General features: G+C 68.3%; 23 protein-coding genes. 13 read left to right on the forward strand and 10 right to left on the reverse strand.

All coding sequences use genetic code 11. The features are described from left to right. Positions 1-78: 78 nt before the first annotated feature. The 6 genes from IU452_RS23805 (at position 79) to IU452_RS23830 (ending at position 6081) form a co-directional block, all read left to right on the forward strand. Entirely contained in the window at positions 79-645 is a 567-nt protein-coding gene (locus IU452_RS23805; RefSeq protein ID WP_195111376.1) for an FKBP-type peptidyl-prolyl cis-trans isomerase, read from the forward strand. 141 nt (positions 646-786) lie between these two features. Next, positions 787-2160, forward strand: coding sequence for a trigger factor (gene tig / locus IU452_RS23810; RefSeq protein WP_416382358.1), 1374 nt, complete (start codon positions 787-789; stop codon positions 2158-2160). A 198-nt stretch (positions 2161-2358) separates the two neighbouring features. Continuing rightward, positions 2359-2994, forward strand: coding sequence for an ATP-dependent Clp protease proteolytic subunit (locus tag IU452_RS23815; protein ID WP_195111378.1), 636 nt, complete (start codon positions 2359-2361; stop codon positions 2992-2994). A 291-nt stretch (positions 2995-3285) separates the two neighbouring features. Next, a complete protein-coding gene (clpX, locus tag IU452_RS23820; protein ID WP_195111379.1) occupies positions 3286-4569 on the forward strand; it encodes an ATP-dependent Clp protease ATP-binding subunit ClpX in 1284 nt (427 codons plus the stop codon). Between the two features lie 331 nt (positions 4570-4900). Beyond that, positions 4901-5494 carry a TIGR03086 family metal-binding protein gene (locus tag IU452_RS23825; protein WP_195111380.1) on the forward strand — a complete coding sequence of 198 codons (594 nt, stop codon included), beginning with the start codon at positions 4901-4903 and terminating at the stop codon, positions 5492-5494. Between the two features lie 128 nt (positions 5495-5622). Then, a complete protein-coding gene (locus IU452_RS23830; RefSeq protein ID WP_195111381.1) occupies positions 5623-6081 on the forward strand; it encodes a MarR family winged helix-turn-helix transcriptional regulator in 459 nt (152 codons plus the stop codon). 134 nt (positions 6082-6215) lie between these two features. Here the strand turns inward: IU452_RS23830 and IU452_RS23835 are convergent, their stop codons facing one another. The 3 genes from IU452_RS23835 to IU452_RS23845 all read right to left on the reverse strand — a co-directional run bounded on the left by IU452_RS23835 (position 6216) and on the right by IU452_RS23845 (position 10061). Continuing rightward, complete coding sequence (locus IU452_RS23835) at positions 6216-6749, reverse strand: hypothetical protein (protein ID WP_195111382.1); 534 nt, start codon at positions 6747-6749, stop codon at positions 6216-6218. Between the two features lie 95 nt (positions 6750-6844). Continuing rightward, entirely contained in the window at positions 6845-7693 is an 849-nt protein-coding gene (fdhD, locus tag IU452_RS23840; protein ID WP_195111383.1) for a formate dehydrogenase accessory sulfurtransferase FdhD, read from the reverse strand. A gap of 73 nt (positions 7694-7766) precedes the next feature. Beyond that, complete coding sequence (locus tag IU452_RS23845) at positions 7767-10061, reverse strand: FdhF/YdeP family oxidoreductase (protein WP_195111384.1); 2295 nt, start codon at positions 10059-10061, stop codon at positions 7767-7769. A 137-nt stretch (positions 10062-10198) separates the two neighbouring features. On the opposite strand from IU452_RS23845, the gene IU452_RS23850 reads away from it, so the two are divergent. Continuing rightward, complete coding sequence (locus IU452_RS23850) at positions 10199-10597, forward strand: hypothetical protein (RefSeq protein ID WP_195111385.1); 399 nt, start codon at positions 10199-10201, stop codon at positions 10595-10597. 89 nt (positions 10598-10686) lie between these two features. On the opposite strand, the gene IU452_RS23855 is transcribed toward IU452_RS23850, so the two are convergent. Beyond that, positions 10687-12123 carry an MFS transporter gene (locus IU452_RS23855; RefSeq protein WP_324192790.1) on the reverse strand — a complete coding sequence of 479 codons (1437 nt, stop codon included), beginning with the start codon at positions 12121-12123 and terminating at the stop codon, positions 10687-10689. A 99-nt stretch (positions 12124-12222) separates the two neighbouring features. On the opposite strand from IU452_RS23855, the gene IU452_RS23860 reads away from it, so the two are divergent. Further along, positions 12223-12663 carry a MarR family winged helix-turn-helix transcriptional regulator gene (locus IU452_RS23860; protein WP_195111386.1) on the forward strand — a complete coding sequence of 147 codons (441 nt, stop codon included), beginning with the start codon at positions 12223-12225 and terminating at the stop codon, positions 12661-12663. Between the two features lie 55 nt (positions 12664-12718). Here IU452_RS23860 and IU452_RS23865 read toward each other — a convergent pair whose 3' ends face one another. Further along, positions 12719-13219 carry a winged helix-turn-helix transcriptional regulator gene (locus IU452_RS23865; protein WP_195111387.1) on the reverse strand — a complete coding sequence of 167 codons (501 nt, stop codon included), beginning with the start codon at positions 13217-13219 and terminating at the stop codon, positions 12719-12721. Next, positions 13216-15465 carry a molybdopterin-dependent oxidoreductase gene (locus IU452_RS23870; protein ID WP_195111388.1) on the reverse strand — a complete coding sequence of 750 codons (2250 nt, stop codon included), beginning with the start codon at positions 15463-15465 and terminating at the stop codon, positions 13216-13218. Before IU452_RS23870 ends, IU452_RS23865 begins: the two co-directional genes overlap by 4 nt. A 120-nt stretch (positions 15466-15585) precedes the next feature. On the opposite strand from IU452_RS23870, the gene IU452_RS23875 reads away from it, so the two are divergent. Further along, positions 15586-16383 carry a VOC family protein gene (locus tag IU452_RS23875; RefSeq protein ID WP_195111389.1) on the forward strand — a complete coding sequence of 266 codons (798 nt, stop codon included), beginning with the start codon at positions 15586-15588 and terminating at the stop codon, positions 16381-16383. A gap of 8 nt (positions 16384-16391) precedes the next feature. On the opposite strand, the gene IU452_RS23880 is transcribed toward IU452_RS23875, so the two are convergent. Together IU452_RS23880 and IU452_RS23885 are read right to left on the reverse strand one after the other, a co-directional pair. Beyond that, positions 16392-17942, reverse strand: coding sequence for a glycerol-3-phosphate dehydrogenase/oxidase (locus tag IU452_RS23880; RefSeq protein WP_195111390.1), 1551 nt, complete (start codon positions 17940-17942; stop codon positions 16392-16394). 145 nt (positions 17943-18087) lie between these two features. Beyond that, complete coding sequence (locus tag IU452_RS23885; protein WP_195111699.1) at positions 18088-18702, reverse strand: TetR/AcrR family transcriptional regulator; 615 nt, start codon at positions 18700-18702, stop codon at positions 18088-18090. A 59-nt stretch (positions 18703-18761) separates the two neighbouring features. Here IU452_RS23885 and IU452_RS23890 point away from each other — a divergent pair, with 59 nt between their 5' ends. Both IU452_RS23890 and IU452_RS23895 read left to right on the forward strand, forming a co-directional pair. Then, on the forward strand, positions 18762-20405 hold the full coding sequence (locus IU452_RS23890; protein WP_416382359.1) for an FAD-binding oxidoreductase: 1644 nt from the start codon (positions 18762-18764) through the stop codon (positions 20403-20405). Further along, entirely contained in the window at positions 20402-21343 is a 942-nt protein-coding gene (locus tag IU452_RS23895; protein ID WP_324192791.1) for a YegS/Rv2252/BmrU family lipid kinase, read from the forward strand. The genes IU452_RS23890 and IU452_RS23895 overlap by 4 nt, the downstream gene beginning before the upstream one ends. Before the next feature lie 3 nt (positions 21344-21346). On the opposite strand, the gene IU452_RS23900 is transcribed toward IU452_RS23895, so the two are convergent. Both IU452_RS23900 and IU452_RS23905 read right to left on the reverse strand, forming a co-directional pair. Then, positions 21347-21721 carry a hypothetical protein gene (locus tag IU452_RS23900; RefSeq protein ID WP_195111391.1) on the reverse strand — a complete coding sequence of 125 codons (375 nt, stop codon included), beginning with the start codon at positions 21719-21721 and terminating at the stop codon, positions 21347-21349. A 138-nt stretch (positions 21722-21859) separates the two neighbouring features. Continuing rightward, a complete protein-coding gene (locus IU452_RS23905) occupies positions 21860-22444 on the reverse strand; it encodes a helix-turn-helix domain-containing protein (RefSeq protein WP_195111392.1) in 585 nt (194 codons plus the stop codon). A gap of 77 nt (positions 22445-22521) precedes the next feature. Between IU452_RS23905 and IU452_RS23910 the strand changes: the two genes are divergently transcribed. Next, positions 22522-23451, forward strand: coding sequence for an NAD(P)/FAD-dependent oxidoreductase (locus IU452_RS23910; protein WP_195111393.1), 930 nt, complete (start codon positions 22522-22524; stop codon positions 23449-23451). A gap of 258 nt (positions 23452-23709) precedes the next feature. Next, a complete protein-coding gene (locus tag IU452_RS23915) occupies positions 23710-26505 on the forward strand; it encodes a valine--tRNA ligase (RefSeq protein ID WP_195111394.1) in 2796 nt (931 codons plus the stop codon). The last annotated feature ends 3 nt before the right edge of the window (positions 26506-26508 follow it).

The raw sequence follows: 26508 nt of genomic DNA on the forward strand, positions 1-26508 counted from the left end.
CTCGTCAGTCAGGCTACCGGGCAGCGGCGACCGTGGCACTGCCCATCGGGGGCGCCGCGTCCATTAGGGTTGCCGCCCATGCAGACACTGGCCAGGATCATCGGCTCGACCGCGCTCGCGGCAGCCGCCGTTGCGCTCACTGCCTGCGGCAACGGTGACGACAAGAGTGCGCCGTCACCGTCGCCCACGGCATCGCACGCCTCGGCCGCGGCCGAGCAGCCCACGACGCACGGACGCGAATGCACCGCCGAGGATGTCAAGACCACCGGCGGTTTCGGTGAGGCGCCGACCATCACCATCCCCGACACCTGCGACCCGCCCAAGAAATTGATCACCAAGGATCTGGTCGAGGGCACCGGCCCGGGCGCGGCGGCCGGACAGCAGCTGAGCATGAATTACACGCTGGTCACCTGGTCGGATCACAAGAAACTCGACAGCTCCTTCGACTCCGGCCAACCGCTCCCGCTGCAGTTGGGCAGCGGCACGGTCATCAAGGGCTGGGACGACGGCCTGGTCGGCGTGAAACAGGGCGGCCGCCGCCTGCTGATCATCCCGCCCGATCTGGCCTACGGCCCGCAGGGCAAGGGCCCGGTCAAACCCAACGAAACGTTGGTGTTCGTCACCGACGCCGTCAAGGTCGGCTGAGAAACCTGTGAACTCCTGAGGTCGCTGCGCCCAGCCGATTACAGGCTGCCCGGCCAGGTCTACTAACCTGGTCGGGATGCGATCGGGGGGACCGAAGACGTCAACAGAGAACTCAGAGAACAACGAACAAGGAGCATGTCCGTGAAGAGCACCGTCGAGCAGCTGAGCCCGACCCGGGTCCGCATCAATGTCGAGGTGCCCTTCGAGGAGCTGAAGCCGGACTTCGAGCGGGCCTACAAGGCGCTGGCCAAGCAGGTGCGCATCCCCGGCTTCCGCCCGGGCAAGGCACCGGCCAAGCTGCTGGAGGCCCGCCTGGGCCGTGGCGCGATCCTCGAGCAGGTCGTCAACGACGCCCTGCCCGCGCGCTACAGCGAGGCCGTCACCACCTCCGACGTGAAGGTCATCGGCCGCCCCGAGATCGAGATCACCAAGATCGAGGACGGCCAGGAGCTGGCGTTCACCGCCGAGGTCGACGTCCGTCCCGAGATCACCCTGCCCGCGTACGACAGCATCGAGGTCACCGTCGATCCCATCTCGATCGAGGACGAGGACATCGCCAAGCAGCTGGAATCGCTGCGCCAGCGCTTCGGCACGCTCAAGAGCGTCGAGCGCCCGGTGCAGGACGGCGACTTCGTCTCCATCGACCTGTCGGCCACCGTGGACGGCCAGGAGGTCGAGGAGGCCGCCACCACCGGCCTGTCGCACGAGGTCGGCTCCGGCCAGCTGATCGAGGGCCTGGACGAGACCCTGATCGGCATGTCCGCCGAGGAGTCCAAGGAGTTCACCTCCAAGCTGGTCGCCGGTGAGTACGCGGGCAAGGACGCGGTCATCACCGTCAAGGTGAACTCGGTCAAGGAGCGTGAACTGCCCGAGGCCGACGACGAATTCGCCCAGATGGCCAGCGAATTCGACACCATCGACGAGCTGAAGGACGATCTGCGCAAGCGCGTCGAGCAGGCCAAGAAGGTGCAGCAGGCCGGCGAGATCCGCGACAAGGTGCTCGAGGCGCTGCTGGACAAGACCGAGGTGCCGCTGCCCGAGGGCGCGGTGCAGGCCGAGGTCGACGCCGTGCTGCACGATGCGGTGCACGGCTTCGATCACGACGAGGCCAAATTCGCCGAGGCCCTCGAGGCGCAGGGTTCCTCGCGCGAGGAGTTCGACAAGGACTCCAAGGAGGCCGCGGAGAAGTCGGTGAAGACCCAGCTTCTGCTGGACGCCGTCGCCGAGAAGGAGAACACCCAGGTCGGCCAGGACGAGCTCACCGAGCGGATCCTGTTCCAGTCGCAGCGCTACGGCCTGTCGCCGGAACAGTTCATCCAGCAGGTGCAGCAGGTCGGCCAGCTGGGCGCGATCTTCGCCGACGTGCGCCGCGGCAAGGCCCTGGCCACCGTGGTGGGCCAGGCCAAGGTGACCGACACCGAGGGCAACGCGGTCGACACCACCGAGATGTTCGGCTCGCCCGAGGACAAGACCGACGAGCAGGCCGCCGCGCCCGCCGAGGCGAGCGCCGAGTAACCCGATGCAACGGCAGCGCGAAGGTCACGAGACGGTTGCCGACATTGCGCTGTGAGCGAAGCGGGGCGGTACCGGGAGTTCGGTGCCGCCCTGCTTCGTTAGGGTTTGTGACAACGAATCAGAAATGGCTGTGCTGGCGAGCACCGAGCCGGTGAGAGAGGGCAGGTATCCGTGGCAATCAATCAGGCAGGGCCGGTCATGACAACCCCGATGAGTCCGCAGGCGCGCTACATTCTGCCGTCGTTCATCGAGCACTCGAGCTTCGGTGTCAAGGAGTCGAATCCCTACAACAAGCTGTTCGAGGAGCGCATCATCTTCCTCGGCGCCACGGTGGACGACACCTCGGCCAACGACATCATGGCCCAGCTGCTGGTGCTGGAGTCGCTGGATCCCGACCGTGACATCACCATGTACATCAACTCGCCCGGCGGCTCGTTCACCGCGCTGATGGCCATTTACGACACCATGCAGTACGTGCGCGCCGACGTCGCGACCGTATGCCTGGGCCAGGCCGCCTCGGCCGCGGCGGTGCTGCTGGCCGCGGGCACCCCGGGTAAGCGTGCCTGCCTGCCCAACGCCCGCGTCCTGATCCACCAGCCGTCGCTGGAGGGTGGCATCCAGGGGCAGGTCTCCGACCTGGAGATCCAGGCCGCCGAGATCGAGCGCATGCGCCACCAGATGGAGGTCACCCTGGCGCGCCACACCGGCAAGGACGCCGACACCATCCGCAAGGACACCGATCGCGACAAGATTCTGACCTCCGAGGAGGCCAAGGAGTACGGGATCATCGATACCGTGTTCGATTACCGGAAGCTGAGCGCTCAGAAGAAGTGAGCCCTCCGGCTTCGCCGGGGGGCATTCCGTCCCTCGGCGAAGCCGAAGGCCCCAGAGAAACGTGCCCCAAGTTGTCGACCTGTCTCGCGTCTACCGGGTACGGTCACTCTAGGGACCTTTGCTCATGGTTGTCGGCACGGTCGAAGGCCTGACGAACAAACTGCCGAAGCTTCGAAAATCCGATCGGCGCACGACACTGATCGATGTGGGGCGGGTAGCGTAGTTCGAAGGCGGCTTGTCGGCTTCCGAGACAGACGGTTGCACGCGGACAAGGAAGTAGGGACCCACGAGATGGCGCGCATCGGTGATGGCGGCGATCTGCTCAAGTGCTCGTTCTGCGGAAAGAGTCAGAAGCAGGTCAAGAAGCTCATTGCGGGACCAGGGGTGTACATCTGCGACGAGTGCATCGATCTGTGCAACGAGATCATCGAAGAGGAGCTGGCCGAGTCCAGCGAGGTCAAACTCGACGAACTGCCCAAGCCGGCCGAGATCCGCGATTTCCTCGAGCAGTACGTCATCGGGCAGGACACCGCGAAGCGGACGCTGGCGGTGGCGGTCTACAACCACTACAAGCGCATCCAGGCGGGCGACAAGGGCCGCGACGGCCGAGGTGAGCCGGTCGAGCTGACCAAGTCCAACATCCTGATGCTGGGCCCGACCGGCTGCGGCAAGACCTACCTCGCGCAGACGCTGGCGAAAATGCTGAATGTTCCGTTCGCCATCGCCGACGCCACCGCGCTCACCGAGGCCGGATATGTCGGCGAGGATGTGGAGAACATCCTTCTCAAGCTGATTCAGGCCGCCGATTACGACGTCAAGCGGGCCGAGACGGGCATCATCTATATCGACGAGGTCGACAAGATCGCCCGCAAATCGGAGAATCCGTCCATCACCCGAGACGTCTCGGGTGAGGGTGTGCAGCAGGCGCTGCTGAAGATTCTGGAGGGCACCCAGGCGAGCGTGCCGCCGCAGGGTGGGCGCAAACATCCGCATCAGGAATTCATCCAGATCGACACCACGAACGTGTTGTTCATCGTGGCGGGCGCCTTCGCCGGTCTGGAGAAGATCGTGCAGGACCGAGTGGGTAAGCGCGGCATCGGATTCGGCGCCGAGGTGCGGTCCAAGGCCGAGATCGACACCACCGACCACTTCGCCGACGTGATGCCGGAAGATCTCATCAAGTTCGGGCTGATTCCGGAGTTCATCGGTCGTCTGCCGATCGTCGCCTCGGTCACCAACCTGGACAAGGATTCGCTGGTGCGCATCCTGTCCGAGCCGAAGAACGCGCTGGTGAAGCAGTACGTCCGGCTGTTCGAAATGGACGGCGTGGAGCTGGAATTCACCCAGGATGCCCTGGAAGCGGTTGCCGATCAAGCGATTCTGCGCGGCACCGGCGCCCGTGGCCTGCGCGCCATCATGGAAGAAGTCCTGCTGCCGGTCATGTACGACATCCCCAGCCGCGACGATGTCGCCAAGGTGGTCGTCAACGCCGACACCGTCAACGACAACGTGCTCCCCACGATCGTTCCTCGCAAGCCGGTGCCGCGCACCGAGCGCCGCGAGAAGTCGGCCTGACCCCAGTCTTCGCGCAGGGCCCGGGAGAACTCGATGTTCTCCCGGGCCTTTCGTCGTTCAGGGGACGGGAACGGCTGGTGCCCAGTCGTTCCCGCGTGGGAATCGCCGTTGACCCCCCGTTCGTCGCCCTAGTCGACCGCCGGCGGCATCGCCGACGGGGCACATCGAGCGAATTCCGCGGGCGTAGCCGTCGTAAACGGGGTCGTCCTACCTTTGGTGTGTGGCGGTGACCACATTTGGGGGGTCGTTGCCGGTGCTAGGGGTGAAGATCCGGATGCATGAGCTGATAATAAGTGTAGACAGATGATATGCATGAGCATACTGTCTGGGTATGGCTGATATTCGTGAACTCAACCGTCGCGCCGTGGACTACAGCGTCGAGATCGTGTCCCGGCTGACCCCCGCCGACCTGGATCGACCGACTCCGTGCGCGGCCTGGACACTCTCGGACCTCCTGGCACACATGACCGTTCAGCATCGCGGTTTCGCGGCTGCGGCCCGCGGCAACGGAGCCGATCCGGCGCTGTGGCAACCGGGCCCACTCGCCGACGATCCGGTCACCGACTACGCCGATGCGGCGGCGGAGGTGACCGCCGCCTTCGCCGAACCCGGTGCGCTGGAACGCGACTTCGCCCTCCCGGAGTTCGACCCGAACTTCACCGCCCCCGGCGGGCAGGCCATCGGCTTCCACTTCATCGACTACGTGGTCCACGGCTGGGACGTCGCCCGAACTCTCGGCCTGGACTACCGCCTACCCGACGACCTCGCCGCCGCGGCCCTGGAGATGGCCCTGGGCATCCCCGACGGCGACATCCGCCGCCAGCCGCACTCTCCCTTCGCCCCGGCCGTCCCGGCGCCGACCACCGCCTCCCCACTGGACCGTATCGTCTCCGCCCTCGGCCGCTCCCCGGCCTGGCCCAACTGAGGCCCCGGCCGGGGCCCTCGTCGAAACTCGGCCGGGGTGAATTCTCCTGCGTGCTTGGTCCCCCTTGTTCCCGGCGTGCTGTCGGCCGGGATCTCCTGGGGGTCGCCGGAGGACGTAAGTTTGTGCGCATGGCGAATTCGCAGCGTCCGGATCTGGCGGCGATGATCGTGCCGCTCGGCCGTGCTCTGATGGCGGCCGAGCGACCGGTGTTGGAAGCGCACGGGTTGACCATGTGGGCATATGCGGTGCTGGTGGCACTCGGGCGTGGCCCGGCCCGGGGACAGGGGGTGCTGGCGGAGGAGATCGGTGCGGACAAGACCCGGATCATTCCGGTGCTCGACGATCTTCAGGAGCGCGGATTGATCGAGCGCCGGCCCGACCCGGCCGATCGACGGGCCCGGCTGCTCGCGTTGACTCCGGCGGGAGAATCCCTGCGCGACGCCGCGCAGGCAGGCATCCTGGCCATGGAGGAGCGACTGCTGGGCCGGCTCACTCCGGCCGACCGGCGCGGTTTCCTCAACGCCCTGAACACCCTCGCCGCGGTACCTCGCGAGGAGATCGTCGGCGAGAGCGCCACCCCACGGTGACGCTCCGCGAGTTCGCCCCACCCGGACCGGTGACGATCGATGTCCCGATCGTGCCCGTTGCCGAAGATCGTCGTTGACCTTCCCTGGTTCGCCGTTGAACCTTCGTCCGATGTCTGCTCATCGCCCTCGGAGTCTCACCTGTTACGACGGCGCGGGAGGCGGAAAGTCATCGGCGCGGGGTCGCGGAGTTGGATCCGTTCGCGGGGTGCGGCGAGCACGGCGATCAAGCCGACGACGGGCAGCACAATCGTCCCGATGAGGCTGAGAGTGTAACTGCCCGTGGGCATATCGGCGGGCCTGTGCGCGACGTGATAGATCAGGTGCGGCACCCCGAACACCAGCCAGCCCAGACCGGCGACGCGGGCCAGCAGACTGTCCCCGTAAACTAGAGCGGCCGCGGCCACGACCCCGAGCGCGAGGAAGAACGCACCCACATCGCCGGCCAGATGGTGGTTGTAGGGCCCGTCCGGCGAGACCCAGTTCAGGCCGAGCCCGGGATAACTGCGGAACCAGGCCGCCGGTGCCACGACCGCCCATAGGCCGGTGAACAGACCCACGAAGGCCAGGAATCCGACCGCGATTCGCGTGATCAGCCAGCGTCGGCGGTTGACGTCCAACCGCATCCGGACCCGCAGATTCTCGCCCGCCCGCTCCACCGAGATACGCATGGTCCCTCCCGTTCGCCGTGTCGTACCGTCACGGTAAATCGGACCCGGGGGACGGACAAGAGACCACGGTCGGAGGCGGCGTGTCCGTCGGCGAGTCAGCCGTGCTGTCGTCGCCCGCCGACACCATTGGTGGCGGTGCTGAGCCGATGTGCGCCGGTGTAGACGTTCATGGTGTCGCCGCGCAGGAAACCGGCGAGGGTGAGGTCGGACTCGGCGGCGAGGTCGACGGCCAGGGAGCTGGGTGCCGACACCGCGCCCAGGATCGGGATACCGGCCATGACCGCCTTCTGAACCAGTTCGAAGGAGGCACGACCGCTGACGATGAGGACGAGATCGTGGGCCGGGACGCGGTTTTCGCGCAGGGCCCAGCCGATCACCTTGTCGACGGCGTTGTGTCGGCCGACATCCTCGCGGACCGCCAGCGCCGCGCCCTCGGCGGTGAACAATCCCGCCGCATGCAATCCGCCGGTGGCGTCGAAAACGGTTTGGCGCGAACGCAACCGGTCGGGCAGGGCGGCGAGCACCTCGGCGTCGACCAGCGGTCCGTCGCCGGTGAGCGGAAATCTGGTGCGGGTGCGGACCTCGTCGAGTGCGGTCTTGCCACACAGGCCGCAGGCGCTGGTGGTGAGGAAGTTGCGCGAAAGAATGGGTGCGGGCGTGCGCAATCGAATGTCGAGCACGTTGTAGGTGTTCTGCCCGTTCTCGTCGGTTCCCGCGCAGTAGCGGGCCGAGACGATGTCCTCGCGCGAGCCGATGATGTTCTCGCTCAACAGGAATCCGTGCGCGAGATCGATATCGCTGCCTGGGGTGCGCATGGTGACGGTCAGCGATTGCCCGTCGACGCGCAGCTCGAGGGGCTCCTCCACGGCGAGGGTGTCGGGCCGCCGGATCTGCCCGGCCGGGGAGATGCGCAGCGTCCTGCGGCGCGCGGTCACTCTGCTCACGGCGTCACCTCGCTGGCGCTCGGTGCCGCCGTGAGCAGAGCACGCTGTGTTGATGGTTCGCTCGCAAGCTCGCTCACGCCGACGCCCGCTCCAGCCGGATGGTGACGGCCTTGGACACCGGTGTGTTCGACCGTTCGGCCACATGATCCAGCGGCACGAGCGGATTGGTCTCGGGGTAGTAGGCCGCGGCGTTGCCGCGCGGGGTGGGGTAGCCGACCAAGCGGAAACCGCCGACGCGGCGTTCGGTGCCGTCGGTCCATTCGGAGACGAGGTCGACCAGGTCACCGTCGGCGAAGCCGAATGCCGCGATATCGTCCGGATGCACCAGGACGACCTTGCGGCCGTTGTGGATCCCGCGGTAACGGTCGTCGAGGCCGTAGATGGTGGTGTTGTACTGGTCGTGGCTGCGCAGCGTCTGCAGGATCAGGCGGCCCTCGGGGACCGGCAGCCACCGCAGCCCGTTCACGGCGAAATTGGCCCTCCCCGAGGGCGTGCGGAACTCGCGGGCGTCGCGCGGCGGATGCGGCAGCTGGAAGCCGTTGCGGTCGCGCACCTTCCGGTTGTAGTCGGCGCAGCCGGGCACGACCCGGGCGATGGCGTCACGGATGGTGTCGTAGTCGCGCCGGAAGGTCTCCCACGGCACCGGATGGCCTGGGCCGAACAGCTCCCGGGCCAGCTCGCACACGATGGCGACCTCGCTGCGCAGCTGATCGCTCACCGGGGCCAGCCGCCCGGTGGACAGATGCACCATCGACATCGAATCCTCCACCGACACCTGCTGTTTCACCCCGTCCTGCAGGTCCAGATCGGTGCGGCCCAGGGTGGGCAGGATCAGCGCGGTGCGGCCGTGCACCACGTGGCTGCGGTTCAGTTTGGTCGACACCTGCACGGTCAGCGCGCAATTGCGCAGCGCCGCCTCGGTGACCTCGGTGTCGGGGGTGGCGGAGACGAAATTGCCGCCCATGCCGAAGAACACCTTCGCCCGGCCGTCGCGCAGGGCACGGATGGCATCCACGGTGTCGAAGCCGTGCGCGCGGGGGCTGGCGATACCGAACTCGGAATCCAAGGCGGCCAGGAAGGTTTCGGGCATCTTCTCCCAGATGCCCATGGTCCGGTCGCCCTGGACGTTGGAGTGCCCGCGCACCGGGCACACCCCGGCACCCGGTTTGCCGATCATGCCGCGCATCAGCAGCAGATTGGTGATCTCCTCGATGGTGGCCACGCCGTGACGCTGCTGGGTCAGGCCCATCGCCCAGCACACGATCGTCGCTTCGGAATCGGCGAGTTGCTGTGCGGTGCGCTCGAGTTGATCGCGGGACAGACCGGTCGCCTCCTCGACCACGGCGAGATCGACTGAGCGCATCTGCTTTTCGTACTCGGCGAACCCGGCGGTGTGTGCGTCGACGAATGCCCGATCGACCACGGTTCCGGGTGCGCGGTCCTCGGCCTCGAACAGCAGCTTCGCCAGTCCCTGGAACAGGGCCATATCGCCGCCGAGGCGGATCTGCAGGAAGTCGTCGGCAATGGTGATACCGGTGGTCAGGCCCTTCAGCGTCTGCGGGTCGCGGAAGCCGATCAGACCGGTTTCCGGCAGCGGGTTGACCGCGATCACCGTGGCGCCGTTGGCCTTTGCGGTGCCGAGCGCGGACAGCATGCGGGGGTGGTTGGTGCCCGGGTTCTGCCCGGCCACGATGATCAGGTCCGCCGCGGCGAAATCGTCGATCGAGACCGAGCCCTTGCCGATGCCGATCGAGGAGGTCAGCGCGGTGCCGGAGGATTCGTGGCACATATTCGAACAGTCCGGCAGGTTGTTGGTGCCGAAGCTGCGCACCAGCAGCTGATAGAGGAAGGCCGTCTCGTTGGCGGTGCGGCCGGAGGTGTAGAACACCGCTTCGTCGGGCGAGTCCAGGCCACGCAAGGTCTCGGCGACGAGGCGGTAGGCGTCGTCCCAGGCGATGGGGGAGTAGTGGGTGTCGCCCGGGCGCAGCACCATCGGATGGGTGAGCCTGCCCTGCTGGCCGAGCCAGTAACCGGACTTGGTGGCCAGCTCCTCGATCGAATGCCGGGCGAAGAACTCCGGGGTGACCGTGCGCAGCGTCGCCTCCTCGGCGACGGCCTTGGCGCCGTTCTCACAGAATTCGGCGGGCCGGCGATGTCCGGTCGGTTCCGGCCAGGCGCAACCGGGGCAGTCGAAGCCGTGCCGCTGATTGACCCGCGCCAGCGTCCGCGCGGTGCGGATCACGCCCATCTCCTCGACCGCGCGGGTCAGCGAGACGGCCACCGCCTCCACGCCCGCGGCCCGATCCTTCGGCGGCGTGACGCTCACCTGCGTTTCGTCGATATCCCCTGTCGGCGCGTTGCGGTGCATGACCCTATCGTCCTCCTCCCGTCGGAAACCCGGCAATCGGGCGGATCTCGCCCCGGATCCGGTGTTGTCGCGGCAGGATCGATGCGATCGCCGGGTGGTCGCTCCCCGGTACTCGAGGACCAGGACGACAGATGCAGATGATCAAGAAAATCGGGCTGGCGGGTGCGCTCGGCGCGGCGGCCGTCGCCCTCGCCGCCCCACAGCCCGCCGAGGCCGCCGTCTCCCGGCTCGGTGCGCTGCCCAACTTGGCCTTCGGCTCGGCCACCAATTACGGCACCGGCTGCCATTACACGCTGCAGGCCTTCGTCACCGAACCGGTCGGGCGCGTCGCCTTCTTCGACAACGGCCGGCTGATCGGCTGGTCCCGGCCGGGCGGTGCGTATGCGCTGATCGACTGGGTTCCGGCCGCCGAGGGTCGGCACATCCTGGCCGCCGTCCAGGAGGACCAGTCGCCCGATATCCCGGCGGCCACCCTGAAACTGTCCGTCGGGCGGGGTATCGACATATTGGGCGCCTGCAACGTCTTCGGCGGCTGAGCACAGGCTCGGACCTGCTGGATACGCAAAGGCTCGGCGGATTCCGCACCTCGCGGGCGCAATCCACCGAGCCTGGCTCGCGAAGAGCCCTACACGGCGGCCGGGATCAGCTCCGCCTCTTCGGCCTCGGCCTCCGAGCCGCGATCCTCGGGGCGCAGGCCCAGCAGCGCGGACAGAATCGTCGCGGCACAGGCGCCCGCGCCGACCCAGAACGCCACCGTGAACTGGCCCTCCTGCGGCAACGGCAGGTGAGGGAGCAGTTTGGCGGTCAGCAGGGTGGTGATGATGGCGCTGCCCAGCGAGCTGCCGACGGTGCGGGAGATGGAGTTGATGCCGTTGGCGATGCCGCTCTGGTGGTGCGGCACCGCACCGGCGATCAGCGCGGGCATGGCCGCATACGCCAGGCTGATGGCCGCGCCGACGATGACACCGGCCCAGATCACCGAGCTGGTGGCGTCGTGGGCCAGCGCCAGCCAGGCGAATCCGATCGTGCCGACCAGGCCGGCCAGCGCCAGCACCAGACGGCCGCCGAACCGGCCGACGAGGATGCCGCCGATCGGGGCGGCCACCATCGACGCCAGCGCCGTGGGCAGCAGGTATTCGACCGAGGCCCGCAGGATCGAGGCCTCGAAGCCGTAGCCGGCCACATGCTTGGGCATCTGAGCCAGATACGAGATGCCCATGAACAGCAGGAACATCGCGAAGCCGACGAACATGCCGGACAGGTTGGTGAACAGCACCGGGCGGTGGGTGAACATCTGCAGATCGACCAGCGGAGCCGACACCTTGCGCTCGGTGAGCACCCAGAGCACGGCGAACACGACCGAGGCGGCGAAGCAGCCCAGCGTGGCCGCCGAGGTCCAGCCCCACTCGTGGCCCTGCGAGATCGGCAGGAGCAGCAGCACCAGGAACGCGCCCAGGGTGATCGCGCCGGGCAGATCGACGCTGCCCGGATGCCGCTTACCGGTGGCCGGGACCGCGACCGCGGCCGCGATCAGCGCCACCACCGACAAGACCGCGGTGAACCAGAACACGATGTGGTAGTTCGGGTCGCTGCCCTTGGTCAGCAGGCCGGTGGCCACCAGGCCCAGGCCGCCGCCGAAGCCCAGCGTGCCGCTCACGATCGCCATCGAGTGGTGCAGGCGCTCGTGCGGGATCTCCTCGCGCAGCATGGCCAGCGCGAGCGGGAAGATCGCGGTGGCCACACCCTGCAGCGTCCGGCCGACCAGGAGCACGCCCAGCGAGGTCGCCAGCGCCGAGACGGCCGAGCCGATCGCGGCGACCACCAGCACGGCCAGCAGCGTGGGCTTCTTGCCGTACAGGTCGCCGATGCGTCCCAGCAGCGGGGTGCACACCGCCGCGGCCAGCAGCGTCGCGGTGGTCACCCAGCTCACCGACGTCGTGGACACCTGCAGTTTGGTGGCGATCAGGCCCAGGATCGGGACCGCCTGGGTCTGCATGACCGTCACGATCATCGCCGCGAACGCCAGGACGCCGGTCAGCAGCGAACCTTTCCGTTCCTTCACGCACACCTCCGGATACTTGAACGCAAATAAGTTTGAAGTATTCAAGCATCTAATGCTTCAAAGTTCGCGGCTGTCAATCGTGGAGGTAGGATCGCCGCTATGAGCCCGGCCACAACGCAGAGCACGCTGGCATTGTTGATCGCCCGATTCGTGACCGCGTACATGCACGATTTCCTGTCCGCGGCCGAGGAGCACGGGCTGACGCTGACACAGGCCAAGCTGCTCCTGGCGTTGAACGAGCCGCCGGGTGAGCTGCCCATGCGGGTATTGGCGGGCCAGCTGGCCTGTGATCCGTCCAACTTGACGGGTGTGGCCGATCGCATGGAGACGCGCGGGCTGCTGCGGCGCGCGGTCAACCCGGCGGACCGCCGGGTGAAATATCTCGCCGCCACCGACAAGGGCCGCGAACTCGCCGCGCAGATCCGTGCCGCTCAGGTCCGCACCTACAAGGCGCTGGCCGAGCTGACCTCGGAGGAGGAGGGGTTGCTCGAGGGCATGCTGGAGCGTTTGGTGCCGAAGCTGGAGGCTCGGGAGGACTGAGCCCAGCGACAAGCACGCGGAATCAGTCCATCATTCCGGCATGTTTTCGGCCGGATCAGTCCGTCGTGAATCGCCCTGTGGCCAGGGCGCTTTCGCGGAGGTGATCGGGGAAGCCCGGACCCAGATGAGCGGACATCTCGCTGTGGCGCAGGGGTTCGCGGCAGTGGGCGCACACCACCTCGGCGTGGGTGTCGTGCTCGCAGGCGGTGTGGTGCAGCACGACCGGGGCACCGGATTCGGCGGTGAGCCAGCGATCACCCCAGCTCATGATCGCGGCCAGGACCGGGAAGAAGTCGCGGCCCTTGTCGGTCAGCCGGTATTCGTAGCGGGGCGGGCGGTCCTGGTACCGCACGCGCGTGAGCATGTCCTCCTCGACCAGGCGGTTGAGGCGCTGGGTGAGGACGTTGCGGCTGAGCCCGAGCACCTTTTCGAAATCGTCGAATCGCGTGGTGCCGTAGCACGCTTCGCGCAGCACCAGCGGTGTCCACCAGTCGCCGATGAGGTCGACGGTGCGGGCCACCGAACAGGGCCAGTTCGCGAATGTCGTGCGCTTCATGCTGTCACCGTATCGATGCGGGCGGGCACGTACTTGTGCCACGGGGTGCCGACCCACTCGTCGCGGGCGTCGTAGGCGGTCAGCTCGTTGGGTGCCACACCGGTGGTCACGGTGGTGCCGTCGGGATCGACGACCGTCAGCCCCAGCCCGTTCGGCAGGGACAGATGCCCGGCGCGCATGCGGTCGGTGGGTTCAACCGGCACCTCGGTGCTCCCGCGCCGGGTGGTCAGGCGGACGCGGTCGCCGGCGGACAGGCCCAGGCGCCGGGCGTCGTCGAGGCTGATGCGCAATGCTCCGCCGTCGTCGCGCTTGCGCCAGTGCGGATCCCGGATGATCGTATTGGCGGTGAAGGCGCGGCGCTCGCCGGCGGCCAGGACGAACGGAAACTCCCCGGAGTCGGCGTCGGGTTCGGGCAGGGTGGCCACGGCCTGTAGCAGTTCCGGGATGTTCAACTGGACCTTGTTGTCGCGCAGCCTGTCCCAGGTCGCCTCGTACTCGTCCTCGGTGATCACCACGCCGTGTGCACCGGTGAGGATCGCCTCGAACAGCCGCTCTCCGGCCGCCAACCCCGTTCCGTACCCGGCGCGTTCGACGCTGTCGGGGAATTTGCGGGCGCAGTTGTAGGCCGCCGCCCACAGCAGGGCCGCCGCGTCCGCGCCGTCGGGCAGGGTGGGGCCGAGCGTGCGATACAGCAGCACCGGAGCGAGTTTGGCCTTGGCCCGGTCGGCGAGGACACCGAGGAAGGCCATGGCGAAGGCCTCGCGCCCTTGGGCGAGCGCGGCGCGCAACGGGGCGTAGTCCTCCTCGGTCAGCACACCGGCGGCCTCGACCAGCCGGGCGTGGATCTCCGGTTCGGGCAGGACACCCTCGGGAGCGGGCAGTACGGGGTGGCGCAGGTGGAAGATGTTGCGCGGGAAGTCGAAATTGAAGAAGGTGGCCTCGTACTTCTCGAACTGCGTCGGCGTGGGCAGCACATAGTCGGCCAGGCGTGCGGTCTCGGTCATCGCCACGTCGACGACGACCACCAGTTCCAGCGCCGCGAGGGCCTCCCGCATGCGTGCCGAATCGGCAAGGGAGTGAGCGGGATTGGCGCTCTCGATGAACATCGCGCGGTAGCGGGCCGGATGGTCGGTGAGGATCTCCTCGCTGATCACATTGCACGGCACGAGCCCGCTGATGATGGGCGCACCCACCACCGGGCTCTTCGGCCCCGCTCCGGCGGGGTGGCCGCGGTCGAATCCGAGATTGGTCAGGCCGGTGAAGGCGTACTGGGTGCCGGGTTTGCCGAGATTGCCGGTGAGCAGCCACACCAGCTTCTCCACATAGCTGACCACCGTGGAGTATCGGTTCATCTGCACGCCGAGGTCCTCGAGCGCCGCCACCGAGGCGGCGCGGCCGATGCGGTGGGTGGCGGCGGTGACCAGCTCGAGGTCGACATCGGCAATGGCGCAGTACTTGCCGATCGGTACCGCGCGCAGCACGGCCAGGACCTCGTCGACGCCCAGGGTGTGTTCGGCCAGCCACTCCTCGTCGATCAGGTTGTCGCGCACCAGGATCGCCGCCATGGCGGTGAGCAGATATGCGTCGGTGCCGGGCCGCAGTTGCAGGTGGAAGTCGGCCAATTCGGCGGTTTCGGTGCGTACCGGATCGAGAACCACCATCGACCGGTTCGGGTCGCGGGCGATCTCCTTGAGGACCGTGCGCGCCCGCGGGAAACCGTGCGACTGATACGGATTCTTGCCGACGAACAGGGCGACCTCGGCATGTTCGACATCCGCGCGCACCGGATGCCCGGCCATCCGCGCACCCACCCAGAAATCGCCGGTCTTCTCCTGCGCCAGGGCGCTGGAGCGGTAGCGAATGCCGAAGGCGGCCATGGTCGCGGCGGCATAGGCCCCGCAGAGATGATTACCCTGACCGCCGCCGCCGTAATAGAAGATCGACTCGCCGCCGTGGCGGTGGCCGATCTCCTGCAGGCGAGCCGCTATCTCGGAAATGGCGGTGTCCCAGTCGATTTCCTCGAAGGTGCCGTCGGGGCGGCGGCGCAACGGGGTGGTGAGCCGTCCGGTGCGGCCGTTCTGGTAGTGATCGAGTCGCAGCGCCTTGTTGCAGGTGTAGCCCGCCGACGCCGGATGCAGCTTGTCGCCGCGGATCTTCTCGAACGTCTTGCCGTCCGGGCCCAGCAGCACCTGGATCCCGCAGTTGCACTCGCACAGGATGCACGCCGTCGGCCGCCATTGCGTCATGGGAGGAGCGTACGCCGGTGAGTTCACTAGCGCTACTTACTCGTGGATGGCGGACCGATGAATTTCCGGGGGTGGCGCCGTCGAAGGGAGGAGAGGTCCGCGAGTTCCCGAGGAGTAGTCATGACCTTCACGTTCAAGCCCGGTGATCCCTGCTGGGTCGAGCTGTACGCCGCCGACACCGATCGCGCCATCGCCTTCTACGGCGAGCTGTTCGGCTGGACCGCCGAGAGCAACGAGGAGTTCGGCGGGTACATCACCTTCCGCAAGGACGGCAATGCGGTGGCCGGGGGCATGCGCAACGACGGCAGCGACGGTGCGCCCGATCAGTGGACGATCTACCTGGCCGCCACCGACGCCCGGGCCACCGCCGACGCGGCGGCCGCGCACGGCGGGCAGGTGGTCGTTCCCGCGATGCCGGTGGGAGAGCTGGGCAGCATGGCGGTGCTGGCCGACCCGAGCGGCGCCGGAGTGGGGGTCTGGCAGCCGGGTGTGCACACCGGGTTCGGGGCGTTCGGCATGGTCTCCGATGGGAAGTGGAGCGACCATGTCGGCTATCCGTCGTGGTTCGAACTGCACACTCCGGACTATGACCGGGCGCTGACGTTCTACCGGGAGGTCTTCGGCTGGCAGGACCCGTTCACCGTCGCCGACACCCCCGAATTCCGCTACACGACGATCCATTCCACCAGCCCGATGCTCGGCGGAGTCATGGACGCCTCGGCCTACCTCCCCGCGGGATCGCCCGGCGGGTGGCAGGTGTACTTCGGCGTCGAGGATGTCGACGCCGCGGTGAAAACCGTGGTGGCGCTGGGCGGTTCGGTCGAATACGAACCGGAGAACACGCCCTACGGCCGAGTCGCCGCCGTGGCGGACCCGGGTGGCGTGCGATTCCGGTTGGGCGGGAACCAGGTTCCTTAATTGACCGACTACCGCGTCTCCGCGAAGGCCGCCTCGGCCGCGGGCAGGGCCGCGGCCCGGTCGTCGGCGACCAGGCCGATGCGGGTGCGGCGGTCGAGCAGGTCGGCCGCGTCGAGGGCGCCCTCGTGGGAGATGGCGTAGGCGAATTCGGCGCGCAGGACGTCCATGCCGGGTGCGACCGGCTCGGACAGGGCCGGATTCTGTTCGGCCGGCTCCAGTACTGCCGAGGCCTCGCTGCCGTAGCGTTCCACCAGCAGCGGCGGGGCCTGGATCCGATCGCGGGCGGCGCCGGATACGGCTCCTACCAAGGGGATTCGCTTGGTGCGGCAAGGGCCCGCGGTCAGATCGGCCCGGGCGATCGCGGCATCGACGGCGTCCTCGGCCATCCGGCGGTAGGTGGTGAGCTTGCCGCCGACGATGGTGATCGGGCCGCCGGGGGAGTGCAGCACCGCATGTTCGCGGGAGATGTCGGCCGTGCTGTCGTCGGCGGTGCGCAGCAGTGGGCGCAGGCCCGCGTACTTGCCGCGGATATCGCTGCGGCGCAGCGGTTCTCGCAGGACGGTATTGACCGTGTCGAGGAGGAAGTCGATCTCGGTGTCGCTCGGCTCGGGCTCGTCCGGCACCGGGCCGGGGGCGTCCTCGTCGGTCAGGCCCAGATAGACGCGGCCGTGCGCGGCGGGGAAGGCGAAGACGAATCGGCTCGTGCTGCCGGGAATCGGCACGGTCAGCGAGGCGGACAGGCCGCCGAAGGCCTCCGCGTCGAACACCAGGTGGGTGCCCCGGCTGGGGCGCAACTGGATGCTCGCATCGACCTGATCGGCCCATACCCCGGTGGCGTTGATCACCGAACGCGCACGGACGGTGAGGGTTTCGCCGGTGAGTGTGTCACGCAGGACCGCCGAGTCGCCCGTCACCTGCTGTGCCTCGACCCTGGTCAGTACCGCCGCGCCGTGTGCCGCTGCCGTCCGGGCAATCGCGACCACGAGGCGCGCATCGTCGACCAGTTGCCCGTCCCACGCCAGCAATCCACCTCGTAAACCGTTGCGCCGCAGCGTCGGAGCCAGCCGCAGTGCCTCTGCCGCAGCCACCCGCCGCGACCGAGGCAGCACCGCCGCGGATGTCCCCGCGCTCCGGCGCAGCACGTCACCGGCCACGAACCCCGCCCGCACCAGCAGGCGTTGCGCGACACCCACATTCGGCAACAGCGGCACCACCTGCGGGATCGCACGCGTCAGATGCGGTGCGGTCCTGGTCAGCAAGACATCTCGCTCCACGGCGCTCTCGTGCGCGATACCCACGCCACCGCTGGCCAGATACCGCAATCCCCCGTGCACCAGCTTGGAACTCCACCGACTGGTCCCGAACGCCAGGTCGTGCTTCTCCACCAGCACCGTCCGCAGCCCCCGCGCCGCCGCATCCAATGCCACCCCCGCCCCGGTGATCCCGCCCCCGACCACCAGCACATCGACCGTCCCCCCATCCCCGACCGCCAGCAACTCCCGCCTGCGCCGATCCGCATTCAGCGCCGAATCTCCAATATTCCCACCCACACCCGTCATACCACCGCTCCCATCACAAGTTCCATCACAAGCCCCCACTCCCGCGCCCCCGCGCGCCAACCCAGCCGCACCCCTTGCCTGCAAACGCACCCCTTGCAGGGCCTGCACGGGGTGCGTGTGCCAATACGGGGTGCGGCTGGGCGGGTCATGACGGGGTGCCGGGGTGGAGGTAGCCGTCTATGGCGCGGGCCAGTTCGGTGTCGAGCCGGGGCTCGTCGAGAATGTGGCCGACCATGGCGGCGGACTGCACCGCGGATTGGGCGATGAGTAGCAGCATGGTTGCCAGTTGGTCCGGGTCGCCGGGGCGGATCGAGCCGTCGCGCTGGCCCTCGCGGATCAGGGCGGCGAACAGTAGGATCAGCTCGCGCTGATTGCGGCCGAGCCGACCGAATACGTAGGTGAGCATCAGGTCGGTATCGGTGCGGAAGATCTTGGTGAACAACGGATTCGAACGAACCGTCGCCGCACCCGCGACCACGCCGTCCACCAACCGGGCGCGGGCGGGACCGCCGGTCGGAACCGTGCGTCCGACGATGCTGCGCAGCTCCCGCACCAGCAATTCGGCGATCAGCGCTCCGGTATCGGACCAGCGGCGGTACACCGTGGGGCGGCTGACCCCGGCGCGGCGGGCCACCTCGGTGAGCGTGGTGCGGCGCACCCCGAACTCCGCCACGCACGCGCGTGCGGCATCCAGGATCGCCTGATCCGTCGCCGACATCTCGTCGGCGTCGTCGGCGCTGTGCGCATCGATCGCGGGCATTGTCGTCTCACCACCGGTCGGGTCGTTACTGCTTGACATTCTATGTCACACTGTAACGCATGGTCGACACACGACAGTCCACCCCATCCGCTGGAATGCCGGGCGAGTTGCCCGCGCGCCCGAGTATGGTGTGGGACGCCTGGGGCATTCCGTCCGGACATGCGCCGCTGCCGGAAAAGATCCGAACGCTGCTGGCGCAGGTGTTCGGAGTGTCCGGTGAGCCGGTGGCTCGTCGTGATGAGGGCGGCGTGCCGCTCCGCGCATCCGCGCTCACCGCGGAGCAGCTCGCGGGGCTGTCCGCGGTGGTCGGCGCGGACCAGGTTTCCGTCGACCACCGTGACCGGCTGCTTCATGCGGGTGGCAAGAGCACCCCGGATCTGCTGCGCCGTCGCGTCGAGGGACCACAGGATGCGCCCGATGCCGTCGTCTTTCCCGCCGATCACGACCAGGTGCTGGCCGTGCTGACCCACTGCGCCGAGCACGGCATCGCCGTGGTGCCGTTCGGCGGCGGCACCAGCGTGGTCGGCGGCGTGGACCCGGCCCGCGGTCGCTTTCCCGCCGTGATCGCGCTGGACCTGCGGCGGCTCGACGCCGTCTCCGCTGTCGATCCGGTGAGCGGCACCGCCACCCTGGGCGCCGGGCTCACCGGTCCGCAGGCCGAGAAACTGCTTGCCGCGCACGGCCTTTCGATCGGTCATTTCCCGCAGAGCTTCGAATTCGCCAGCATCGGCGGCTTCGCCGCGACCCGCTCCTCCGGCCAGGCCTCGGCCGGGTATGGGCGCTTCGACGACATGATTGCGCGGCTGCGGATCGCCACTCCGAGCGGCACCCTCGACCTGGGCCGCGCCCCCGCCTCGGCCGCCGGTCCGGATCTGCGGGAACTGTTCGCCGGTTCGGAGGGCGCCCTCGGCGTGATCACCGAGGTGACGCTGCGGGTCCATCCTGTCCCGGAAACCGTTGCCTACCAGGCGTGGTCGTTCCCGGACTTCGCCACCGGCGCGGCCGCGCTGCGCAGCGTGGTCCAGGCCGGTGCGGCGCCCACTGTGCTGCGGCTGTCCGACGAGGCCGAGACCGGACTCAACCTGGCCCGGGCCGGTGATATCGGGGGCGCGTCGGTGACGGGCTGTCTGGCCGTCACCACCTTCGAGGGCACAGCCGCCCACGTCGAGGCCCGCAGCGCCGAGGCGAATGCCCTGCTGGCGGCCGCGGGTGGGACCGCGCTCGGGGACAAGCCCGCCCGGGAGTGGGAACACGGGCGCTTCTCGGCGCCCTACCTGCGCGACGCCCTGCTGGACGTCGGAATCCTCTGCGAAACCCTGGAAACCGCCACCAGCTGGTCCAACCTGTCCGAGCTGAAGGCGAAAGTGACTGCCGCGCTGACGGATTCGCTGACCGCACAGGGAACTCCGGCGTTGGTGATGTGCCACATCTCGCACACCTATACAACCGGCGCCTCACTGTATTTCACCGTCGTCGCCAAACAGGCCGACGACCCGATCGCGCAGTGGCTGCGGGCCAAACAGGCCGCCGGGGATGCGATCGTCGCGGCGGGCGGCACCATCACCCACCACCATGCAGTCGGGGAGGACCACCGCCCGTGGCTGACCGACGAGATCGGCGACCTCGGTGTGCAGGTGCTGCGCGCGGTCAAGCAGGCCGTGGATCCGGCGGGAATCCTCAACCCCGGAAAGCTGATTCCGTGAACGGGGCCGCATCGGACGAGATCCGGTCCGTGCTGATGGTGACCAACCCGCTGTCCGGGCTCGGCCGGGGGCTGACCGCCGGGGTGGCGGCCCGGGCACGCTTCGCCGAGCGGGGCGTGCGGGTGACCGAGGTGCGTGGCACGTCCGCGGAGGAATCCGTTCGCCTGGTTCGTGATTCGCTGGCAGGCGATACGGGCGACAGACCCGATGCGGTGGTGTGCGCGGGTGGCGACGGCCTGGTCTGCGTGACGCTGCAGGCCATCGCGGGCAGCGGGATCCCGCTGGGCATGATTCCCGGCGGCACCGGTAACGACCTGGCCCGGGAACTCGGTGTGCCAGGCGACGATCCGGTGGCGGCGGCCGACGTCATCGTGAATGGGCGTACGCGCACCATCGACCTCGGTGCGGTCGAGGGGGAGGGCAGCCCGATCAGGTTCGCCACTATTGCGGGAACCGGATTCGATGCGCGGGTGACCTTGCGGGCCAACAGGATGCCTCGGCCCAAGGGGCCGCTGCGGTATACCTTGGCCGCGCTGGTCGAACTAGCCGGGGGACTGGCCGTGCCGTATCGGATCGAATTGCGCGGTGTGCCAGGGGAATCCGAGCCGACGGTGGTGGAGACCGAGGCCGTGATGGTGGCCGTGGGCAATACCCGCAGTTACGGCGGCGGCATGCTCGTCTGCCCGGATGCCGTCGTCGACGACGGCCTGCTGGATCTGACTGTCGTCGGGGCCATCTCGCGGCTGGAGATGATCCGGCTGCTGCCCGCGCTCTCGGCCGGTAAGCGGGTGGAACACCCCGCATTGAGGCAATACCGTGCGGCCACAATCACTTTGGCCGCCCCGAACGCACCCGTGACGGTCGACGGTGAGCCCGCCGGGGCTCTGCCCGCCACCTTCCGGGCGCTTCCCGGCGCGCAGCAGGTCCTGGTGCCCTGACGGTTACCAGTTCTGAATGACCACCAGCAGCGGACCGCGGGCCAGGATCAGATCCACGTTCCCGTCGGGCTTATCCGCGGCCTCGCCGACGATATCGCGCATGGAGGCGAAGATCTGGTTGTCGCGCTGCGGCAGCTGGGAGTCGGGCCGCATCCCGACGCTCACATTGCGGCCGGGAATGTAATGGTCGATGAGGGCGGGCACCGGCCCGTCCGCCAGCGCCTGGGTCTCCCCGTGATTCAGTTCGACGCCCAGCGCGCCGACCTGCGGGTAGGCGATGGGTGTGGCCGCTTCGGCGGTACCGGCACCGAGGGCAAGGGCCACGGCCGCGCCCGACACGGCCGTGGCAGCGGTGATGAGGAGGGTTCGAACACGCATGAGAACTCGCTTTCTCCGCCGGTCGAACAGCGCGGTGATTGCTATGTAATAGCCAGCAGACTCCACCCGGCCCGGGGAGGCAAGGGGATGAGTCCCGGCTCACGAACGCATCGCAGTGAGATGCGCCACACGAAGAGGTCAGCGGCTCTTCGGCCGCGCGCGCAGATGGATCCGCTCGCCCTGTCCGCCGAAGATGCTCAGGATCTCCACCGGCCCGGCCCCGGTGCTGCCGAACCAGTGCGGCTGGCGGGTGTCGAATTCGGCGGCCTCGCCCGGCCCGAGTTCGAGATCGTGCTCGCCCAGCACCAACCGCAGCCGCCCCGACAGCACATACAGCCATTCGTGCCCCTCGTGCACCCGCACCTCCGGCCAGGTCTGGTCGGCGGGGATCACCATCTTGTACGCGTGCAGCGGGCTGGGCCGCCGGGTGAGCGGCAGGACCGTTCGCCCGTTCACCCGGCGGGCCGGGGCCTGCACCCGCGGGTCGGCCGTGCGCGGCATCGCCACCAGTTCGTCCAGCGTCACCTCGTGCGCATGCGCGATCGGCAGCAGCAGCTCCAGGCTGGGGCGGCGCTGCCCGGACTCGAGGCGCGACAGCGTGCTCTTGGAGATTCCGGTTTTCGCCGCGAGCACGGCCAGCGTGACGCCGCGGTCCTGGCGCAACCGCTTGAGCCGCGGCCCGATGTCGGCGAGGGCGGTGGTGAGGGTCGGGTCGCTGGTCACGCTCCGATATTTCCCGAATTCCCGGAATCGGCAAAACGCCTTGCCGTCAATGCCGGGGCTGCGGCACCGTCGCGGCCATGAGTGAAACGATGTATGACGTGGTGATCGTGGGCGGCGGAGCGGCCGGTCTGTCGGCGGCGCTGCTGCTCGGCCGCTCCCGGCGGTGGGTGGCCGTGGTCGACGCGGGCGAGCCGCGCAACGCACCCGCCGAACACATGCACGGCTTCCTGTCCCGCGACGGCATGCCGCCGTCGGAACTGCTCGCCACCGGCCGCCGCGAGGTCGCCGGCTACGGGGTCGAACTGATCGACGACCGCGTGACCGGCGCCGAATACGCCGGATGTGGTTTGGGTTTCACCCTCCGGCTGGGCAGCGGAAAGATGCTGCGGGCGCGCCGGATCCTGGTGGCCGCGGGCCTGCGCGACGAACTGCCCGACATCCCCGGTGTGCGCGAGAGGTGGGGACGCGATGTGCTGCACTGCCCGTACTGCCACGGTCACGAGGTGTCCGATCAGCCGATCGGCCTGATCGGCGGCACCGAACCCGGGGCGCTGGCGCGGGCGGTGCATCTGGCGCTGCTGCTGCCGCAGTGGTCCGACGACGTGATCTTCTTCCCGCACACCCTGCAGCTCACCGACGAGGAGCGCCGCCGCATCACCGCGCGCGGGGTCGAGATCATCGACGGCAAGGTGACGAATCTAGCGATCACCGGCGACCGGCTGCGCGGTGTGGAGCTCGCCGACGGCCGTGCCGTGCCGCGCTCGGTGGTGTTCGTCGGGCCCACCTTCGTGCCCGACAACTCGGTGCTCTCCGCGCTCGGCTGCGAGATCGACGCCGGCGGGTGGGTCGTCACCGATCCGGCGGGGCGCACCTCGGTGCCGGGGGTGTGGGCGGCGGGCAATGTCGCGGATGCGCGCATGCAGGTGATCACCGCCGCGGGTGCGGCCGCGGCCACGGCGATCGCGATCAACGCCGATCTGGTCGAGGAGGACTCCGCCCTGGCCTGAGGCCGCGCGTGTCGGCGCGCCGATTGTGCTCTCGCACACATCCCGGACCCGCGACTGTGTCAGAGTTCTCAGCTTCGTTGAAGAGCAAACCTGCACCAACACAACGGATTCGGGCAAAACCTGAGAATTGCATATGGATTCCCCAGACCCGGCCCGATCGGCGGTAATCTGAAGAACGTGAGCGGGGTTTTCGGTGTCCCTCATCCGCCGAAAACCCCGCTCTTCGGCTATTCGGCCCCTTGTCCTTAGAATCGCACGGTGACCAGCACAGCCTCTGACAACTCGCGTAATCGTGCCGATGCCCTCCCCAAGAGCTGGAATCCCAGCGATGTGGAGGCCGACCTGTACGAACGCTGGGTAGCCGCTGGTTACTTCACCGCCGACGCCGCCAGCGACAGGCCCGCCTACTCGATCGTGCTACCGCCGCCGAACGTCACCGGCAACCTGCACATGGGCCACGCCTTCGACCACACCCTGATGGACGCGCTCGCTCGCCGCAAGCGCATGCAGGGCTACGAGGTGCTGTGGCTGCCCGGCATGGACCACGCCGGCATCGCCACCCAGAACATCGTGGAGAAGCAGCTCTCCGTCGACGGCAAGACCAAAGAGGACTTCGGCCGCGAGCTGTTCATCGACAAGGTCTGGGACTGGAAGCGCGAATCCGGCGGCGCCATCCAGGGTCAGATGCGCCGCCTCGGCGACAGCGTGGACTGGAGCCGGGACCGGTTCACCATGGACGAGGGCCTCTCGCGCGCGGTGCAGACCATCTTCAAGCGGCTCTACGACGCCGGGCTGATCTACCGCGCCGAGCGACTGGTGAACTGGTCGCCGGTGCTGAAGACCGGCATCTCCGACCTCGAGGTCGACTACAAGGATGTCGAGGGCGAACTCGTCTCGCTGCGCTACGGTTCGCTCAGCGACGACGAGCCGCACGTCATCGTGGCCACCACCCGCGTGGAGACGATGCTCGGTGACACCGCCGTCGCGGTGCACCCCGACGACGACCGCTACAAGGATCTGATCGGCACCACGCTCTACCACCCGATCACCGGCCGGCAGATTCCGATCATCGCCGACGACTACGTCGACCCGGAATTCGGTTCCGGCGCCGTGAAGATCACCCCGGCGCACGATCCGAACGACTTCGAGATCGGCCTGCGGCACAATCTGCCGATGCCGACGATCATGGACGAGAGCGGCCGAATCACCGGCACGGGAACCGAATTCGACGGCATGGACCGCTTCGAGGCGCGGTTGAAGGTGCGCGAGCGGCTCACCGAAGAGGGCCGTGTCGTCGCGCGCAAGCATCCCTACGTCCACAGCGTCGGCCACTCCGAGCGCAGCGGCGAGCCGATCGAGCCTCGCCTGTCGATGCAGTGGTGGGTGAAGGTGGAGTCGCTGGCCAAGGCCGCCGGTGACGCTGTTCGCCACGGCGACACCGTGATCCACCCCGCCAGCCAGGAGCCGCGCTGGTTCGGCTGGGTCGACAACATGCACGACTGGTGTATCTCCCGGCAGCTGTGGTGGGGTCACCGCATCCCGATCTGGTACGGCCCCGACGGCGAAATCGTCTGTGTCGGACCGGACGAGCAGGCGCCCGAGGGCTACGTGCAGGACCCGGACGTGCTCGACACCTGGTTCTCCTCGGGGCTGTGGCCCTTCTCGACCATGGGCTGGCCCGAGGCCACCCCGGAACTGGCGAAGTTCTATCCGACCAGCGTGCTCGTCACCGGCTACGACATCCTGTTCTTCTGGGTGGCCCGGATGATGATGTTCGGCATGTTCGTCTCCGACGACCCGGCCATCACCGCCGGGAAACCGGCCGGGCAGCGGCAGGTTCCGTTCAAGGACGTCTTCCTGCACGGGCTCATCCGGGACGAATTCGGCCGCAAGTACTCCAAATCCAAGGGCATCGGTATCGACCCGCTGGATTGGATCGAGGAATACGGCGCGGACGCAACGCGATTCACCCTCGCGCGCGGTGCGCAGCCGGGCAGTGACCTGTCGGTGGGTCCGGCACACGTGCAGGCCTCGCGCAACTTCATCACCAAGCTGTTCAACGCCACCAAGTTCGCCCTGATGAACGGCGCTGTCCCCGGCGAAAAGCATGCCGGGGAAGGGGAATCGGGACATGCCGGGGAAGGGGGATTGGGACATGCCGGGGAAGGGGGATTGGGACATGCCGGGGAAGGGGGATTGGGACTCCCACTCGATCGCACGTCTCTCACCGACGCCGACCGCTGGATCCTCGGCCGCCTCGACGAGGTGCGTGCGGAGGTGGACGCGGCCTTCGACCGCTACGAGTTCAGCAAGGCGTGCGAGGCGCTGTACCACTTCGCCTGGGACGAGCTGTGCGACTGGTATCTGGAGTTGGCGAAGGTGCAGTTCGCCGAGTCCGAGCAGCGCGCCGAGCGCACCCGCGTGGTGCTCGGGACCGTGCTGGATTCGGTGCTGCGTCTGCTGCATCCGGTGATCCCGTTCGTCACCGAGACGCTGTGGCGGGCGCTGACCGGCGGTGAGTCGATCGTGATCGCGCAGTGGCCGCAGGCCGGTGGTGTGCCCGCCGACGCGACGGCGGCCCGGCGCATCGCCGACGCGCAGCGGCTCATCACCGAGATCCGCCGCTTCCGCAGCGATCAGGGCCTGACCGACAAGCAGAAGGTCGCGGCCAAGCTGATCGGTATCGACACCGCCGACCTGTCCGGCCTGCACGCCGAGATCGCCAGCCTGGCGCGGCTCACCGAACCCGGCGCGGACTTCTCGGCCACCGCCTCGGTGGAGGTGCGCCTGTCCGACTCCACCGTCACCGTCGAACTCGACACCTCCGGCGCGGTCGACCTCGACGCCGAACGCCGCCGCCTGGAGAAGGATCTGGCGGCCGCGCAGAAGGAATTGGCGGGCACCACCGCCAAACTCGGCAACGAGGCCTTCCTGGCGAAGGCCCCCGACGACGTGGTCGCCAAGATCCGCACCCGCAAGGAGGTCGCCGAATCCGAAGTCGACCGCATCGGCGCCCGCTTGGAGGAGATCGCGCGTCTGGCGGCGGCCAAGTGACCG

It is taken from the genome of Nocardia transvalensis (genome assembly GCF_015477765.1).
Classification (GTDB): domain Bacteria; phylum Actinomycetota; class Actinomycetes; order Mycobacteriales; family Mycobacteriaceae; genus Nocardia; species Nocardia transvalensis_A.